The sequence below is a fragment of the Bacillus sp. F56 genome, from assembly GCF_001748205.1.
GTDB classification, from domain to species: domain Bacteria; phylum Bacillota; class Bacilli; order Bacillales; family Bacillaceae; genus Bacillus; species Bacillus stercoris.
Genome location: NZ_BDFC01000014.1, coordinates 1 through 17,819, shown reverse-complemented (window position 1 = coordinate 17,819; position 17,819 = coordinate 1). Strand labels below are relative to the sequence as shown.

At 42.5% G+C, this 17,819-nt stretch carries 20 protein-coding genes and 1 other annotated feature; all 20 genes read right to left on the bottom strand.

What is annotated here, in order from left to right; translation table 11 throughout:
- Positions 1-11: 11 nt before the first annotated feature.
- Positions 12-437: a 50S ribosomal protein L11 gene (gene rplK, locus BFW96_RS20145; RefSeq protein WP_003156430.1), complete on the bottom strand. Its 426-nt coding sequence runs from the start codon at positions 435-437 to the stop codon at positions 12-14.
- Between the two features lie 167 nt (positions 438-604).
- Positions 605-1,138, bottom strand: coding sequence for a transcription termination/antitermination protein NusG (nusG, locus tag BFW96_RS20140; RefSeq protein WP_003225764.1), 534 nt, complete (start codon positions 1,136-1,138; stop codon positions 605-607).
- Positions 1,139-1,316: 178 nt separating this feature from the next.
- Entirely contained in the window at positions 1,317-1,496 is a 180-nt protein-coding gene (gene secE, locus BFW96_RS20135; protein ID WP_004399676.1) for a preprotein translocase subunit SecE, read from the bottom strand.
- Positions 1,497-1,530: 34 nt separating this feature from the next.
- Complete coding sequence (rpmG, locus tag BFW96_RS20130; RefSeq protein ID WP_003156421.1) at positions 1,531-1,680, bottom strand: 50S ribosomal protein L33; 150 nt, start codon at positions 1,678-1,680, stop codon at positions 1,531-1,533.
- A 92-nt stretch (positions 1,681-1,772) separates the two neighbouring features.
- Positions 1,773-2,429, bottom strand: coding sequence for an RNA polymerase sporulation sigma factor SigH (gene sigH, locus BFW96_RS20125; RefSeq protein ID WP_003225758.1), 657 nt, complete (start codon positions 2,427-2,429; stop codon positions 1,773-1,775).
- Between the two features lie 62 nt (positions 2,430-2,491).
- On the bottom strand, positions 2,492-3,004 hold the full coding sequence (gene rae1, locus BFW96_RS20120) for a ribosome-dependent mRNA decay endonuclease Rae1/YacP (RefSeq protein WP_003225756.1): 513 nt from the start codon (positions 3,002-3,004) through the stop codon (positions 2,492-2,494).
- A gap of 6 nt (positions 3,005-3,010) precedes the next feature.
- The gene (gene rlmB / locus BFW96_RS20115; protein ID WP_003225755.1) at positions 3,011-3,760 is read right to left on the bottom strand and encodes a 23S rRNA (guanosine(2251)-2'-O)-methyltransferase RlmB; all 750 of its coding nucleotides are present in this window, start codon (positions 3,758-3,760) and stop codon (positions 3,011-3,013) included.
- A complete protein-coding gene (locus BFW96_RS20110; RefSeq protein WP_014662523.1) occupies positions 3,744-4,175 on the bottom strand; it encodes a mini-ribonuclease 3 in 432 nt (143 codons plus the stop codon). The genes rlmB and BFW96_RS20110 overlap by 17 nt, the downstream gene beginning before the upstream one ends.
- A gap of 3 nt (positions 4,176-4,178) precedes the next feature.
- On the bottom strand, positions 4,179-5,579 hold the full coding sequence (cysS, locus tag BFW96_RS20105) for a cysteine--tRNA ligase (RefSeq protein WP_014478619.1): 1,401 nt from the start codon (positions 5,577-5,579) through the stop codon (positions 4,179-4,181).
- Positions 5,576-6,229, bottom strand: coding sequence for a serine O-acetyltransferase (gene cysE, locus BFW96_RS20100; protein WP_069840416.1), 654 nt, complete (start codon positions 6,227-6,229; stop codon positions 5,576-5,578). The genes cysS and cysE overlap by 4 nt, the downstream gene beginning before the upstream one ends.
- Before the next feature lie 68 nt (positions 6,230-6,297).
- Positions 6,298-6,528 (bottom strand) — a binding site (T-box leader).
- A 2-nt stretch (positions 6,529-6,530) separates the two neighbouring features.
- A complete protein-coding gene (gene gltX / locus BFW96_RS20090) occupies positions 6,531-7,982 on the bottom strand; it encodes a glutamate--tRNA ligase (protein WP_069840415.1) in 1,452 nt (483 codons plus the stop codon).
- Positions 7,983-8,072: 90 nt separating this feature from the next.
- A complete protein-coding gene (ispF, locus tag BFW96_RS20085; protein WP_014475594.1) occupies positions 8,073-8,549 on the bottom strand; it encodes a 2-C-methyl-D-erythritol 2,4-cyclodiphosphate synthase in 477 nt (158 codons plus the stop codon).
- On the bottom strand, positions 8,542-9,240 hold the full coding sequence (gene ispD, locus BFW96_RS20080; RefSeq protein ID WP_069148827.1) for a 2-C-methyl-D-erythritol 4-phosphate cytidylyltransferase: 699 nt from the start codon (positions 9,238-9,240) through the stop codon (positions 8,542-8,544). Before ispD ends, ispF begins: the two co-directional genes overlap by 8 nt.
- 14 nt (positions 9,241-9,254) lie before the next feature.
- Positions 9,255-10,355: a PIN/TRAM domain-containing protein gene (locus tag BFW96_RS20075; RefSeq protein ID WP_014662517.1), complete on the bottom strand. Its 1,101-nt coding sequence runs from the start codon at positions 10,353-10,355 to the stop codon at positions 9,255-9,257.
- A gap of 115 nt (positions 10,356-10,470) precedes the next feature.
- Positions 10,471-11,553, bottom strand: coding sequence for a DNA integrity scanning diadenylate cyclase DisA (disA, locus tag BFW96_RS20070; RefSeq protein ID WP_014662516.1), 1,083 nt, complete (start codon positions 11,551-11,553; stop codon positions 10,471-10,473).
- Positions 11,554-11,556: 3 nt separating this feature from the next.
- Positions 11,557-12,933: a DNA repair protein RadA gene (gene radA / locus BFW96_RS20065; protein WP_015252992.1), complete on the bottom strand. Its 1,377-nt coding sequence runs from the start codon at positions 12,931-12,933 to the stop codon at positions 11,557-11,559.
- Positions 12,934-13,025: 92 nt separating this feature from the next.
- Entirely contained in the window at positions 13,026-15,458 is a 2,433-nt protein-coding gene (gene clpC, locus BFW96_RS20060) for an ATP-dependent protease ATP-binding subunit ClpC (protein WP_014475592.1), read from the bottom strand.
- Complete coding sequence (mcsB, locus tag BFW96_RS20055; RefSeq protein WP_069148826.1) at positions 15,455-16,546, bottom strand: protein-arginine kinase McsB; 1,092 nt, start codon at positions 16,544-16,546, stop codon at positions 15,455-15,457. Before mcsB ends, clpC begins: the two co-directional genes overlap by 4 nt.
- Positions 16,546-17,103, bottom strand: coding sequence for a protein-arginine kinase activator protein McsA (mcsA, locus tag BFW96_RS20050; RefSeq protein ID WP_015252993.1), 558 nt, complete (start codon positions 17,101-17,103; stop codon positions 16,546-16,548). The genes mcsB and mcsA overlap by 1 nt, the downstream gene beginning before the upstream one ends.
- Before the next feature lie 13 nt (positions 17,104-17,116).
- Positions 17,117-17,581, bottom strand: coding sequence for a transcriptional regulator CtsR (ctsR, locus tag BFW96_RS20045; RefSeq protein WP_014662512.1), 465 nt, complete (start codon positions 17,579-17,581; stop codon positions 17,117-17,119).
- Positions 17,582-17,819: the final 238 nt, after the last annotated feature.

Genomic DNA, 17,819 nt, shown 5'->3' with positions numbered 1-17,819 from the left:
CAAGAAACAAATTAATCCTCGATTACAATACCCATACTGCGGGCAGTACCTTCAACCATGCGCATTGCCGCTTCAACGTCTGCTGCGTTTAAGTCAGGCATTTTCGTTTCAGCGATTTCGCGTACTTTATCGCGCTTAACGGTTGCCACTTTATTACGGTTTGGTTCACCAGAACCAGACTCAATTCCAGCTGCTTTTTTAAGCAATACTGCAGCAGGTGGAGTTTTTGTAATAAATGTAAATGAACGGTCTTCGTAAACCGAAATTTCAACAGGAATGATTAAACCAGCTTGGTCAGCTGTACGAGCGTTAAACTCCTTACAGAATCCCATGATGTTAACACCGGCTTGACCAAGTGCAGGTCCAACTGGTGGTGCTGGGTTAGCTTTTCCAGCAGGAATTTGCAATTTTACAACTTTAACTACTTTTTTAGCCACGAGACACACCTCCTTAAGTCCGTGATGTGGTAATAGGGTAAACCCTCCCACTCAAGGTTTCATTCTTTATATGAATGACGAAATATCATGCTAGTTGCCTTGGATAAGTCCAAGACGTACCTTTGCTATATTATCATTTATATATAGCAATTTCAAGTTTTTTCACATTACAATTTATCGATTTGGGTAAATTCCAGCTCAACCGGCGTTTCGCGGCCGAACATATTAACGAAAACTTTGACCTTGCTTTTGTCATAATCAATCTCTTCAATCGATCCAGTAAAGTTAGCAAAAGGTCCGTCTATTACTTTCACTGTCTCTTTCAGTTCAAAGTCAATATCAGTTTTGCGTTCGTCCATGCCCATTCTCTTCAGAATGGTTTCTGCTTCGCCTGGAAGAAGCGGCGTCGGTTTTGAACCTGATCCGGCAGATCCTACGAATCCAGTAACGCCCGGCGTGTTGCGGACAACATACCAAGAGTCGTCTGTCATTACAATTTCAACAAGCACATAACCAGGGAATACTTTCTTTTTCACGACTTTTTTCTTGCCGTTTTTGATATCCGTTTCTTCTTCTTCGGGTACGACTACACGGAAAATTTTATCCTGCATCCCCATTGATTCAACACGTTTTTCCAAGTTGGCTTTTACTTTATTCTCATAACCAGAGTACGTGTGAACAACATACCAATTCTTTTCCATTCTCTTCAGGACTGTCCAGTCCTTCCCTCCCCGCATTTGGTTTTAGTGAATTACCATAACGCTTCAAAAAATAGGCGGCAAGCCTATGATAACTATCATTTTAAGCCACAATAAAAAACCCGCTGAACGGGTTTTGGCAAGTAATATTATGATCTATTATAGCACGTATTGCTGATCATTATTCAACTATTAAACGAATTAATTGAGAAATTCCTGTGTCAAGGAGGGCAAAAAAGATAACAAAAAAGATAACTGTTGAAATTACCGTAATGGTATAACGCGTTAACTCTTTTCCTTTAGGCCAGCTTACCTTTTTCATTTCTTTCCCAACATCTTTAAAGAATTTCATAATACGCATGTAAAAGACCTCCACAATTTAAAAAGCGCAAAAACTATTTTGTTTCAAGATGAGCTGTATGTGAATTGCAAGTACTGCAGTATTTCTTTACTTCTAATCGCTCAGCCGCTGATGCAGAGCTCTTCATTGTCGTATAATTACGGTTTCCGCATGTCTTGCATGCTAACGTAATCTTTTTTCTCATGTCATTACACCTTTTTCTAAATAGACATTAGTTCTTATCTTTAGTAACATATCATAGTCAGAAAAATACTGTCAATATAGCATAAATTCCTATTACAAACTGATTTCGCGAATTTCCAAGTACTTCTCCAGCTTGCGTTTCACACGCTGAAGGGCATTGTCGATCGATTTCACATGTCGGTTCAGTTCATCGGAAATCTCTTGGTAACTTCTCCCGTCGAGATATAAGACGAGTACTTTTCTCTCTAAATCACTTAGTAGTTCTCCCATTTTCATTTCAATGTCATCAAATTCTTCCTGATTAATGATCATTTCCTCAGGATTTAAGGTTTTCGCCCCTGAAATGACATCAAGCAGCGTTCGGTCTGATTCTTCATCAAAAATCGGTTTATCTAATGAGACGTAGGAATTCAAAGGAATGTGTTTCTGGCGAGTAGCTGTCTTTATTGCGGTAATAATTTGGCGGGTAATACATAATTCTGCGAAAGCTTTGAAAGAGGTAAGCTTGTCCTCTTTGAAGTCACGAATAGACTTATAGAGGCCTATCATACCTTCCTGAACAATATCTTCTCTGTCCGCCCCTATTAAGAAATAGGATCTTGCTTTCGCCCGAACAAAGTTTCGGTACTTCGTAATCAAGTAATCTAACGCATCACTGTCCCCAACATGAACCTTTTCAATGACCTGCTCGTCCTCCAACTGGCAAAACTGCTCTTTGTTGAATTTTCCCTTGTTGTTCTGTAGATTCACTCCGATCCCCCCGGCGCACGTAGATAGAAATATTATACAGTATTGGGCAAAAAAGCGTCAACTTAATCTAAGTCTCCTCGCCTCCACTTTTCAAACGTTTTCAAAACCTCTTCCGATAAAGCAATTTTACCCGCCGGCTTTTCGGAAGTGATTTTTCTTACCCGTCTCTCTATTCGCCTTTCAATCGCTTCTACCTCTCTCAAAAGCTCCCGGGCCGATTTCCGCAATGCCCCCTGTCCGAAAATCGCCCATTGCTCAGTATAGTCAGAGGTCGCAACGTGAATTTGAGTCGCAATATTATTCAAAGCCTGAGCGAGCTTTTCTATCCGCTCATCAGCCGTCTCATTTTCTTTTGTAAAAATCACTTCAACTCGATGGTTGGTCTGTTTTTTCTCAAGCCCTTTTACGAGATGCGCGTCAAAAACAACAATAACCCTGTTTCCTGTATACGATTGATATTCCGCCATTTTCTGAATCAGTACGTCTCTCGCCTCTTCGAAACTGTTCGCTTTTAAATCCTTCAGCTGCGGCCAGGCTCCTATCATGTTGTATCCGTCTACTAACAGGATATCCATGGGTCTTTATTCTCCCAGAGGGTTTCGTTTCCGGTAGACTTCATACATCAAAAGACCAGCCGCGACAGATGCATTTAGTGAAGTTACCTTTCCGGCCATCGGGAGTTTAATGAGAAAGTCACACTTTTCTTTCACGAGTCGGCCCATCCCTTTTCCTTCACTTCCGATGACTAAAGCCAAAGGCATATTGCCGTCCATATTGCGGTAATCCTCACGCGCGGACGCATCCGTTCCGACAACCCAGATTCCCCGTTCTTTCATCTCTTCTAACGTCCGTGCCAAATTGGTGACTCTTGCTACAGGAATGTGTTCAATTGCCCCTGTTGAAGCTTTTGCCACTGTTGTTGTCAGCCCGACAGCTCTCCGTTTTGGAATGACGATGCCATGAGCGCCGACCGCATCAGCTGTTCTCATAATGGAACCAAGATTATGAGGGTCTTCAAGCTCGTCCAGAATGAGGAAGAAAGGCTGTTCATTTCTTTCTTCGGCCGCTTTATATAAATCGTCCAGTTCTGCATATTCATACGCTGCAACCTGTGCCACTACGCCTTGATGCTGTCCTGTCACCATTTGATCGAGTTTTTTTCTCGGGACGTATTGAATCGTGATTCCCTGCTTTTTCGCAAGCTCAATCACTTGCTGTGCCTGTCCCTTTACGGTGTTTTCCGCCATCCACAGCTTATACAGCTTCCGATCAGATTTTAACGTCTCGATCACTGCATTCTTCCCTATGACGTAATCATGTTGCTGACTCATTTGTTTTCCTCCCTGACGTCCCGAATTGTATAGCTTCGGCTATGAGCTGACTAAGCCGTTCCTCTCTTTTCTCTAGAAAAAGGTAGCCCAGAAGCGCTTCAAATGCTGTACTATAGCGGTACGTCTGAACATCTGTATTTTTAGGTGTTGTTCCTGACTTGGCATTTCTGCCTCTTTTCAGCACCGCTTCCTCTTCTTCCGTAAAAAATGATTGATTCTGCAGAAAAAATAGGATCTCAGCCTGCGACTTTGCCGAAACAATCCGGCTTGATTTCTTATGAAGATCATTTGGTTTGGTAAAGCCCTGCTTAAGCAGGTGATGCCTTACATACACTTCAAAAATGGCATCACCTATATAAGCAAGCGCAAGACCGTTAAGCTGCTTTGAATCTTTTATCGTATCAAATTCAAGCATCCGTTATTCTCCCCGTTTCCAGCGAGTGCCTTGAGCCGTATCTTCAAGAATGATATTCATGCTTTTCAGCTGGTCGCGAATCTGGTCTGACAACGCAAAATCGCGATTCCGGCGCGCTTCATTTCGTTTTTCGATTAAGTCTTCAATCTCTTGATCGAGAAGTTCCTGCTCACCCAATGAAAAACCGAGAACAGAAACAATACGGTCAAACATCTCGATAAACGCCGTAATCACATGATCAGCTGTATGGTCTTTCTGAAGATAGTAATTGGCATGCTTCGCTAAGTCGAACAAGACAGAAATCGCATTCGCCGTATTAAAATCATCGTCCATCGCTTCTTCAAATGCTTTGCGGTGTTCTTCAACTTTCTCAAGCCATTGATCGTCATCTTCCGTTAAATTCGTACTGCTGTTCAGACGGTGCTGAAGATTGCTGTACGCTGTTTTTAAACGGTTAAATGCGCTTTTCGTATTTTCTAGAAGCTCTTCTGAATAGTTAATCGGATGGCGATAATGAACAGATAGCATAAAGAATCTCAAAAGCTGCGGATCATGCTGTTTAATGATGTCATGCACAAGCACAAAGTTGCCCAGTGATTTTGACATTTTTTCATTATCAATATTGATATAGCCATTATGGAGCCAGTACTTCGCAAACGTTTTTCCTGTCAATGCCTCAGATTGCGCAATTTCGTTTTCATGGTGAGGGAATGTTAAATCCTGTCCGCCCGCATGGATATCAATCTGGTCACCCAGATACTTTTTCACCATTGCTGAGCATTCAATGTGCCAGCCCGGACGTCCTTTTCCCCAAGGGCTATCCCAAGAGATTTCCCCTTCTTTTGCCGCTTTCCACAGTGCGAAATCAAGAGCATCTTCTTTTTTCTCTCCGACCCGGATGCGTGCACCTGATCTTAGCTCATCGATTGATTGCTGAGAAAGCTTTCCGTATCCTTCAAACGCTCTTGTTTTGAAATAAACGTCACCTTCTGATTCATAAGCGTAGCCCTTTTTCACGAGCTGATCTACGAATTCGATAATGGCATCCATGTTTTCCATCACCCGCGGATGAAGGTCGGCTTTTCGGCATCCGAGCGCACCTACATCTTCAAAATATGCTTTAATAAAACGCTCTGAAATGGTAGGCACATCCTCACCAAGTTCATTTGCCGCTTTAATTAATTTATCGTCTACGTCTGTGAAGTTAGAGACATACTGCACATCATAGCCTTTGTACTCCAAATAGTTTCGAACCGTATCGTAAACGATAGCCGGACGCGCGTTCCCGATGTGAATGTAATTGTAAACTGTCGGTCCGCATACATACATTTTCACTTTCCCCTCTTCAAGAGGAACGAATGTTTCCTTCTGTCTAGTCAATGTATTATAAAGTGTGATTGTCATTTTTGATTGATCCTTTCTTTTCTGTCTTCAATTTCTGCCTTCAGCTCTAAAATCTGCTGTTCCAAAGACTTAAAGCGGTCAGCAACCGGATCGGGCAAATCCTGATGGTTTAAATCGCGTCTTACCTTCTTGCCATTTTGTACAACGACCCGTCCGGGGATACCGACAACTGTTGAAAAATCGGGAACATCATGCAGCACTACTGAACCAGCGCCAATCTTTGAGCCTTCACCGACCGTAATTGAACCGAGCACTTTAGCACCTGTGGCTATCAATGCGTCGTCTTTAATCGTTGGGTGCCTTTTTCCCTTTTCTTTCCCCGTTCCCCCAAGGGTAACTCCCTGAAAAACGGTTACGTTATTGCCGATTTCACATGTCTCCCCAATGACAACCCCCATGCCGTGGTCTATGAAAAATCTTCTTCCAATTGTGGCGCCGGGGTGGATTTCGATCCCGGTAAAAAATCGGCTTACTTGAGATATAAGGCGTGCAAGGAAATAAAATTTTCGTTTATATAAAGCATGTGCAATCCGATGCGCCCATATAGCATGTAAACCGGAATAAGTTAAAATCACTTCAAAATAGCTTCTTGCTGCAGGATCTTGATCGAAAACAGTATCAATGTCTTCTTTGAGCATTCTAAAAAACACATGCTTCCCCCCGTTTCTCTATCTGATTTCCTCTGCCCAATAAAAAAAGCGTCTCTGCATGTAAACATGACAGAGACGCTTTAACCGCGCGGTTCCACTCTGTTTGAAAAGCAGACTCCTGCTCTCCCAACTTCAGCCTGTAACGGCGGCGGCCGCCTTTGAATACTGATTTTTAAAAACGTTCTTCAAAGGTCTTAAGGGCGCACTTCTAAAACCCGGCTCATGGATCTCTCTCAGCCAATGAAGATCCTTTCTGTAATGGCCTAAAGCTTTATACTCTTCCCTGTCAACAATCATTTATTTAGATATTTTTCAAACGCTGAATCGCAGTCTCTTTACCGATCAATTCGATTGATTGCGGCAGTTCCGGACCGTGAGTTTGCCCTGTAACAGCAACACGAATCGGCATAAACAGTTTTTTCCCTTTGTGGCCAGTTTCTTTCTGCACTGCTTTGATCGATGCTTTGATATTATCTGGAGTGAACTCCTCAAGCTCTTCAAGCTTCGCAGCGAATGTGCTGAGCACTTCAGGAACCTGCTCCTCTTCCAGAACAGCTTTCGCTTCTTGATTATACTCGATCTCATCCGCAAAGAACAAATCAGTCAGCTCAACAATTTCGGCACCGTAGCTTAATTGCTCATGATACAGGGAAATCAATTTGCGAACCCACTCTTGTTCTTCAGCAGAAAGCTCAGTGCCAACTTTGCCGGCTTTTTGCAAATGCGGAAGCGTCAGTTCAACAACCTGATCAAGATCCAGCTTCTTCACATATTGGTTGTTAACCCATTTTAGCTTATGCATATCAAACAAAGCTGGTGATTTAGATAAACGATTTACATCAAAAATTTCAAAAAACTGCTCTTTTGTGAAAAGCTCTTCTTCTCCAACCGGTGACCAGCCTAGCAGTCCGATAAAGTTGAACAGCGCTTCTGGCAAGTAGCCAAGCTCTTTGTACTGCTCGATGAATTGAATTATGGATTCATCACGTTTGCTGAGCTTTTTACGGCTTTCGTTTACAATCAGCGTCATATGTCCGAACTGAGGAATATCCCACCCGAATGCTTGATAGATCATAATCTGTTTCGGTGTGTTAGAAATATGATCCTCACCGCGCAGCACGTGTGTCATTTTCATTAAGTAGTCATCAATAGCTACCGCGAAGTTATAAGTAGGCGTTCCGTCCTTTTTCACAATAACGAAGTCGCCAATGCCATCTGATTCAAAAGAAATTTCGCCTTTTACGATATCGTTGAAGGCGATGACTTTTCCTTCCGGCACACGGAAACGAATACTCGGCTTTCTGCCTTCAGCAATAAATTTCTCCTGTTCTTCCTGAGTCAGATCTCTGTGTTTCCCAGAATAACGTGGCATTTCTCCGCGGGCAATCTGCTCTTCACGCTCTTTTTCAAGCTCTTCTTCCGTACAGTAGCATTTATAAGCAAGCCCTTTTTCAAGGAGCTCTTCGTAGTACACTTTATAGATATCGTTACGCTCTGACTGACGGTATGGGCCGTACTCTCCGCCGACATCCACACTCTCATCCCAGTCAATACCTAGCCATTTCAGATAATTCAGCTGGCTTTGTTCTCCGCCCTCAATATTGCGCTTTTTATCAGTGTCCTCAACACGAATGATAAACTTACCGCCTTGATTGCGAGCAAATAAATAATTAAAAAGCGCCGTTCTGGCATTTCCAATATGCAAATGTCCGGTTGGACTCGGTGCATAACGGACGCGTACTTCGTTTCCCATTTTCAAATACTTCCTTTCATGTCATGTATGGCCTCAGGCAAAAATGTATGAATCTATTCTACCACCAAATAGACCCAGCATCAAAACAAGTTAGCCTTTTTGTATCAGTACTGTCGCCTGAGCCGCTATTCCTTCCGCCCGTCCTGTAAATCCAAGCTTTTCTGTCGTTGTTGCTTTTACATTTACCTGTGAAACCTCTGCCTCAAGGCCTTCAGCGATTCTTTTTCTCATATCTTCTATGTACGGCAGCATCTTCGGCTTTTGCGCTATGATGGTGCAATCAATGTTCCCAAGGACATACCCTTTTTGTTTCACGATTCCCCAAACATGCTGAAGTAATTTGAAAGAGTCTGCGTCCTTGAACTCAGGATCTGTGTCAGGAAAATGCTTGCCAATGTCACCTTCACCCACAGCTCCCAGGCAGGCGTCAGCGACAGTATGCAGCAATACGTCTGCATCAGAATGGCCAAGCAGCCCTTTTTCGTACGGGATTTCAATCCCGCCAATAATCAGAGGACGGCCCTCCACTAATTGATGCACATCAAATCCTTGTCCAATTCTAAACATGTTTATTCCCACTTTCTGATTCCATGATAGCTTCAGCTGACGTCAAATCGTCTGGCGTCGTCAGCTTAATATTTGTATAACTGCCTTCTACAACACGGACCGAACCGCCTTCCATCTGTTCAACGAGGCTGGCGTCATCCGTCCCTAAAAATCCCTTGCGCTCGGCCTCAGCGTGAGCCTCCAACAATAAAGAAAGACGAAAAGCTTGTGGCGTTTGGACAGCCCACAAGCTTGAACGTTCAATCGTCTCGCTGACTTGTAAATCTTGAACGCGTTTAATTGTATCTTTTACCGGAACAGCGAGGATGGCCGCTCCTGTCTGTTCCGCCTCTGCGATCAGTTCGTCAATTTGTTCATGTTTTATAAATGGGCGGGCACCGTCATGTACAAGGACAATCTTTTCTTGCTTTACGGCTTTCAGCCCCTTATAAACACTGTGCTGACGCTCATCTCCGCCTGCAACAAGCTCAATCGAAGTTTGAAACGGATAATCGGTCAGCAATTGTTGAAAGTGCTCCCGCTCCTGCTCGTTAATCACCAAGATGATTTTTTCGCACTGCCGGTGGCTGTCAAACACTCTTAACGTGTGTATGATCACCGGGTCTCCTTTCAGCTCAATGAACAGTTTATTTCTCCCTGCCTTCATCCGCTTTCCCTGTCCGGCTGCAGGAATCACCACATCATAACTCATTGTTTTTTCTCCCTTTACAGCGCCTTCTCCAACAGCTTAGGCTTCGCAAAAATCATTCGTCCCGCTGCTGTCTGCAGCACACTTGTGACGAGTACATCAATATGCTTGCCGATATAATTGCGTCCTTCTTCAACGACAATCATCGTACCATCATCCAAGTAGGCAACTCCCTGATTATGCTCTTTCCCATCCTTAATGACCTGAACATTCATTTCCTCGCCAGGAAGCACAACAGGCTTGACCGCATTGGCAAGGTCATTAATGTTTAATACTGCTACCTTCTGAAGCTCGCATACTTTATTTAAATTAAAATCATTCGTCACAACGACCCCGGATGTCAGCTTCGCAAGTTTGACGAGCTTACTGTCAACCTCCTGAATATCCTCAAAGTCGCCTTCGTAAATTTCAACTTCAATGTCTAATTCTTTCTGAATGCGGTTCAGGATATCAAGACCGCGGCGTCCTCTGTTTCGTTTTAACACATCGGAAGAGTCGGCAATATGCTGCAATTCCTCAAGGACAAACTGCGGAATCACGATAACTCCCTCTAAAAATCCAGTCTGGCAAATATCTGCTATTCTCCCATCAATAATAACACTAGTGTCCAAAATTTTCAGCTTCTTGTCTTGAACCTCATGTTCTTCTTCAGCTGATCCTTTTTTCTTTTGCATTCTGGCGGAAATGGAAAACAGGCTGATCAATTCATCCTTTTTCTTAAAGCCCACCTGGAAGCCGAGATAACCGAGGAAGAAAGCCAAAAATACAGGGATAATTGTGCTGAATATGCGGTAAGGTATATTGTCTAAAGGAATAACATTTACGATAAGATAAGCAATTATAAGTCCAAAAACCAGGCCTAGACTTCCAAATAACAAATCTGGAACCGGCGCTTTTAACAATGAATCCTCTATCCACTTCACCCAGTTCACAACGTATTCTGTACCCCATATACTGATGAGAAAAAAGATAATTGCCCCAATTGCCGCAGACGTATATGCGTTTGTTATTAAAGGTATGTCCTGTATATTTAACAGTACAAACAATTCAGGTATTAGAAATATACCAACAACGCCGCCAAAAATAATGAAGAACGCCTGAACTATTCGTTTTAACATACCCCCACCTCCTTTTTAAACATTTTAATTTCACAAAGTTTTATGCACCCTACGAATATCAGAATAAACAAAAACCAACATTAATATACCCGTATTCCCCAGGTTTTAACCGAAATCACAGCTGCCGGTCTAAATAATGCTTCTCTTGCAGGCGTTTTAATCCTTTTTTGATTTTTTGGGCTCGTACTTCACCGATTCCCTCTACTTCATCTAATTCTTCTGCACTCGCCTCAATAATCCTTGGAAGGACTCCAAATGCTTCTACAACATTTTCAACAATTGGCATCGGCAGACGCGGTATCTTATTTAACAGCCTGTATCCTCTAGCCAATACATAATCATCAAGATTAGTAGAAGCAGGATAACCGAGAAGCTTATACACAATGGAATCATCCAGCAGATCATAACTGGACATATCCTGCAGCTCCTTCAAAAGAACAAACGGATCTTTAATCTTTTCTTTTACATAATCCTTAATAAATAAAGCGGCCTCTTCTTCCATATCCGTAATCAATTCAATGACTTGCAGCTTGATCAGATGTCCTTCTGTCCCCAGCTCTTTGATATACATATTTATTTCGTTTTTAATTCTCAATACCATTTCATAACGATGCATGACAGACAAGACATCACTAAAGGTAACAAGCTCCTCAAACTCTAACGCATTCAGTGCATTAATCGTTTTATCGAGGATTGTCTTATATTTTTCAAGTGTTTGAATGGCTTGGTTTGCCTTTGTTAAAATAAATCCTATGTCCTTTAGTGTATACTTCATGTTTTCCTGATATAACGTTATGACATTTCTTCTTTCAGAAATAGCAATCACAAGACAGCCGGTTTGCTTAGCTACTCTTTCGGCAGTTCTGTGCCGCATTCCTGTTTCTGATGAAGCAATTGTGGCATCCGGCATCAGCTGTGTATTCGCATATAGGATCTTTTGACCCGAATCACTTAAAATGATCGCGCCATCCATTTTAGCCAGCTCATACAAATGCGCCGGAGAAAAAGCCGTGTTGATGTGAAATCCTCCATCCACCACTTCTTTTACTTTATCATTATATCCAACAACGATCAGACCGCCTGTATTTGCTCTCAAGACGTTCTCCATCCCCGCTCTGAGCGGTGTACCCGGAGCAACAAACTGCAATATAGATGACAAGTCTAACTCGTGTTTCGCCCCTTTTTTCTCTTTTTCCATCTATTATCCTCCTAATGAAGTACGAAGCGCCTCTGCAACATTTGCTACTCCGATAACCTCAATCCCTTTTGGTTTTGTCCATCCATCCAGATTAGCCGCGGGTATGATCATGCGTTTAAAACCAAGCTTTGCCGCTTCTTTCACACGCTGTTCAATTCTTGAAACCCGCCGGACTTCTCCGGTTAATCCCACTTCTCCAATAAAACAATCTGCAGGATTTGGAGGTGTGTCTCTAAAGCTTGATGCGATACTGATCGCAATGGCAAGATCAATTGCCGGTTCATCAAGCTTAACGCCGCCAGCCACTTTCAAATAAGCATCCTGATTTTGCAGCAGCAGCCCCACTCTTTTTTCTAATACAGCCATTAACAGAGAAACCCTGTTGTGGTCTATTCCCGTTGCCATACGCCTTGGGTTTCCAAAGCTTGTTGGCGAGATGAGTGCCTGAATTTCAACGAGAATCGGTCTAGTGCCCTCCATAGAAGCAGTGATACTCGAGCCCGCGGAACCCGCAGAGCGTTCCTCTAAGAAAATTTCTGAAGGATTCAAAACCTCAGTGAGCCCCTCTTCCCGCATTTCAAATATGCCCATTTCGTTTGTAGATCCGAAACGGTTTTTTACAGCCCGCAAAATGCGGAAAGTATGGTGGCGTTCTCCTTCAAAATATAAAACAGTGTCAACCATATGCTCCAACAGTCTCGGCCCTGCAATAGACCCTTCTTTCGTCACGTGTCCCACGATAAAAATCGGGATACCTTTTGTTTTTGCAATTTTCATTAGCTCAGCGGTACATTCTCTGACCTGTGAAACGCTGCCCGGTGCCGATGTGATATCGCTTTGGTATACCGTTTGAATAGAGTCAACAACGACAAACGCTGGATTCATCTCTTGTATAGCAGACGAAATATACTCCATATCGGTTTCAGATAAAACATGCAGTGACGGATTATTGATGCCGAGGCGGTCAGCTCGAAGCTTCGTTTGCTTTACAGATTCTTCTCCCGAAATATACAGAACACTGTTTGATGAGCCTGATAATTGAGCGGAAACCTGCAGTAATAACGTTGACTTTCCGATACCAGGATCACCGCCGATTAAAACGAGGGAGCCTTTAACGACACCTCCGCCGAGTACTCTGTTAAACTCGCCAAGCTGGGTTTTAACGCGGGGTTCTTCTGATGTTTCGATTGATGTAATAGGTGAAGGTTTCTGTACAGTTTGAACAGAATGAGAAAAAGCCGCTCTCCGATTGGCCGGTGCTTTTTTAATCATTTCTTCAACCATTGTATTCCAAGCACCGCAGCCCGGACATTTCCCCATCCATTTTGGAGACTCGTAGCCGCAGGATTGGCAGATGAATTTCGATTTTGTTTTAGCCATATATAGTGTAAGACCTCTCCCTTGTTACTATTTCTTGATATGAAAGTGAGGCATACACTTACATGCTGTATGCCTCATTTCTGTCTTTTATATTAATTCGTTTTAGCAGTCGTTTTTACGACAAATTCGCCATCTTCTACATCAAGAACAATATGCTGTCCTTTATGAATATTTCCTCTGAGGAGTTCTTCAGATAAACGATCCTCTACGTGTTTTTGGATCGCTCTTCTTAACGGACGGGCTCCGTACTCCAGATCAACGCCCTCTTCCGCGACTTTTGCTTTTGCAGCATCAGTCAATTCGATAGAAAGATCCTGTTCTTTCAGGCGTTTCGTCAATTGATCAGACATTAATGACACGATTTCAGTAAGATGTTTTTTCTCAAGTGAATGGAAGACGATGATTTCATCGATACGGTTGATGAACTCAGGTCTAAACGCCCGTTTCAATTCACCCATCACTTTATCTTTCATGTCTTTATGATTTTGAGTCTCATCCTGAACGTTAAAGCCGACATATTTATTGCGTTTCAGCTCACTTGCTCCGACGTTTGATGTCATGATCAAAATGGTATTGCGGAAATCGACTGTACGTCCTTTAGAATCAGTCAATCGACCGTCTTCAAGAACTTGCAGAAGGATATTGAAGACATCAGGGTGCGCTTTCTCAATCTCATCAAGAAGCACGACAGAGTAAGGTTTTCTTCTGACTTTCTCAGTCAATTGACCGCCTTCATCGTAGCCCACGTATCCCGGAGGTGAACCGACAAGTCTTGAAGTTGAGTGTTTTTCCATGTATTCAGACATATCTATTCTGATCATGGATTCTTCATCGCCAAAAATGGATTCAGCAAGTGCTCGCGCAAGCTCTGTTTTACCTACACCTGTAGGGCCTAAGAAAATGAATGAGCCGATTGGGCGTTTAGGATCTTTTAACCCTGCTCTCGCACGTCTGACGGCTTTTGCAACAGCTACAACCGCTTCATCCTGGCCGATGACACGAGAGTGAAGAATGTTTTCCATATTGAGAAGCTTATCAGTTTCAGTTTGGGCGATTTTAGATACAGGCACACCGGTCCAGCTGGATACAACCATCGCAATATCATCCACAGTAACCTCTGAGTTTTCCTGTCCTTGCTTCTCTTTCCATGATTTCTTCGTATCCTCTACTTGCTCGCGCAAGCGCTGCTCAGTATCACGTAAGGAAGCAGCTTTTTCAAACTCTTGGCTTTGCACTGCCGCATCCTTCTCTTTACGAACCTCATCAAGCTTCTGCTCAAGCTCTTTTAAGTTAGGCGGCGTTGTAAAGGAGCGCAGTCTCACCTTTGAACCAGCTTCATCGATTAAGTCAATGGCTTTATCCGGAAGGAAGCGGTCAGAAATATATCTGTCAGAAAGCTTAACCGCAGCTTCAATGGCATCATCAGTGATAGAAACACGGTGGTGGGCTTCGTATCTGTCACGAAGACCTTGTAAAATTTGAATACTTTCATCGACAGATGGCTGATCTACCTGGATCGGCTGAAAACGGCGTTCCAATGCTGCGTCTTTTTCAATATATTTACGGTACTCATCAAGAGTCGTTGCTCCAATACATTGGAGCTCACCGCGAGCAAGTGAAGGTTTTAAGATATTAGATGCATCAATAGCACCTTCTGCTCCGCCTGCCCCGATTAATGTATGGAGCTCATCGATGAATAGAATGATATTTCCTGCCTGGCGAATTTCATCCATGACCTTCTTCAGGCGATCCTCAAATTCTCCGCGATATTTTGTGCCGGCAACAACCGTCCCCATGTCTAATGTCATCACACGTTTATCACGCAAGATTTCGGGTACTTCATTATTGATAATTTGCTGCGCCAAACCTTCTGCGATAGCCGTTTTACCAACACCTGGTTCACCAATGAGAACAGGGTTGTTTTTCGTTCTGCGGCTTAACACTTCAATGACACGCTGGATTTCCTTGCTTCTGCCGATTACAGGATCAAGACTGTCTTCCTTCGCAATAGCAGTCAAGTCTCTTGCCAAGCTATCAAGCGTAGGCGTATTCGCATTGCTGTTTGTTCCTGCCGCTGATGATCCTGTTTCATTGCTTCCAAGAAGCTGGAGCACCTGCTGTCTTGCTTTATTTAAGCTGACACCGAGATTATTCAGAACTCTCGCGGCAACACCTTCTCCTTCACGAATCAGGCCAAGAAGAATATGTTCTGTTCCGACATAAGAATGACCGAGTTTTCTTGCTTCATCCATCGAAAGTTCAATGACTTTTTTAGCTCTAGGAGTATAATGAATCGTTTGAGACATTTCCTGCCCGCGCCCGATCAAACTTTCTACTTCTTTCTGAATTTTATCTGAACCGAGTCCAAGCGCTTGAAGAGCTTTGGCAGCAATGCCCTCTCCTTCTCTTACCAGTCCTAATAAAATATGCTCAGTGCCAATATTATTATGACCTAAACGAAGTGCTTCTTCCTGTGCTAGCGCCAGTACTTTTTGAGCCCGTTCTGTAAATCTTCCAAACATCATATCGATTCATCCTCCTGTCTTTTCCCATTCATTTCTAAGTGAAGCCGTTCTCTTATGAGAGCCGCTCTTCGAATGTCCCTTTCGTTCGGACGCAAAGCGCCTCCCGAGTACTGCTGTAAAAAACCTGGCTGCGTCAAAATCATTAGTTCGTTAAGTATGTTGCTTGAAAGTCCTTTTATAATACCTAGGTCTATGCCTAACCGAACATCTGAAAGGCACTTTGCAGTTTCTTTCGATTCTATCATCCGGCAATTAGACAAGACCCCATAAGACCGATATACCCGATCCTCAAGTTCAATTTTAGAAGTTTGATAAATCGCTTCTCGGGCAGATCGCTCTTGTTCAATCAGCTGGGCAGCAACACTGTTAAGATCATCTACAATATCCTGCTCTGACTTACCAAGCGTGATCTGATTTGAAATTTGAAAGATATTCCCTACTGCTTCGCTGCCTTCCCCATAAATTCCTCTAACAACTAAGCCTAATTGATTAATTGCCGGTATAATTCGATTTATTTGCCTAGTTAAAACCAGCGCCGGCAGATGCATCATGACCGAAGCCCTTAAACCTGTACCTACGTTTGTAGGACAGCTGGTTAAGTATCCTCTTTGCTCATTGAATGCATAATCAACTTTTTCTTCAATCCAGTCGTCGACCTGGTTTGCGGCTTTCATTGCTTCTAAAAGCTGAAATCCAGGGAAAAGACACTGAATTCTAATATGGTCCTCTTCATTTAACATGACACTTACTTCCTCATTTTCAGAAAGCAAACAGCCGCCAAAAGGAGACTCTGTCAGATTAGGACTGATTAGATGTTTTTCAACAAGTACACGCTTTTCTAAAGGCTGTGCATCATTCATTCTAATCAAAACAAATTTGCCGATTCCGGGAATTTCTTGCTCTGAAAATTGATCTTCAAATTGCTGTATGATGGATGAGGCTTCTTCATTGGAATACCGCGTAGGGAACCGAATATGTTCAAAGTTCCTTGCTAAACGTATGCGGCTGCTGAGTACAATGTCACTTTCAGGTCCTTTCTGCTTCATCCAACTGCTTAGTGCGTCCTGAATAAAATGCTTTAGCGACATTACTCCTGTTCCTCCTCACTATCTGTACTTTTGAGTGATTGTTCTAATGAACGAATTTGATCTCTTACATGAGCTGCATTTTCAAATTCTTCTTGATGGATTAAGGATTCTAATTCCTTTTTTAGCATATCAATCTGCCGTCTGACATGAAGATTGCCGCCTATTCGTTTCGGTATCTTACCTGCATGCACAGTGTTTCCGCTGTGCACTTTACGTAGGATTGGTGTAATGTTGCTATGAAATGTTTTGTAACATTCAGAACATCCAAAACGGCCAATTTTTCTGAATTGCTGAAACGTCATTCCGCATTTCGGACAAGCAGATATTTGCTCCGAGTGACTGAACATTTGAGTCCCTGCATTTTGAAATGAAGAATCCATGTTCAGCAAACCCGAAAGTAAATTATGAATAGAGAAACCTTGATTTGCACTTATACCATATGAATCACTATTTTCCTTGGCACATTGTTCACAAATATGAACTTCTATTTTTTCTCCGTTAACAACCTTTGTAAAGTGAAAAGTGGCTGGTCTCTCGTGGCACTCTTGACAAATCAATCTTTTCACCCGCTTATTTTAATTTTAATGCAGTCAGCATAGCCTTCATCATTCTTGCTCTTAATTCATCACGTTCAGGCAAGTCAATGTGTAAAACTGAGCGGTCCATTACGCTGACCATCATTTTTGCTTCTCTTTCTGAAATCACCTTGTCTTCTAATAGCCTTAAAATAATGTCATCAGAGGCTGCTTGAGACAAATGGGTACTAATTTGAGAAATAATATTATTGATCAGGACAACTTCATTGTTCATTTTAATTTTAATGATTCTGATGTAACCGCCGCCCCCGCGTTTGCTCTCAACAATATATCCTCTTTCGCTTGTAAACCTGGTGTTGATGACATAATTTATTTGGGAAGGAACGCATTGAAATTTATCTGCAATTTCACTTCGCTTAATCTCTAAAATTTCCTTGCCATTTTGATCTAACACTCGTTTTAAATATTGTTCAATGATGTCAGAAATATTATGTCCCACTCAACCCCCTCCTTTACTGACTTTGACTATATTTGACTTTAATCTTACTATAAGCCGTTTCTCAGGAATTTTCAACTTTCTCGCTCTATCCTTTATTATTTCCATTTTCCCGACCCATAAAACCTGAATGCTGATTTAAAATTCGGTATAAAGTTATTATATTATACAGTTAAGTGGAATTTTATGATACCAATAAAACAGAACACAAAAAACCCAACTCAATGAGTTGGGTTTAAAC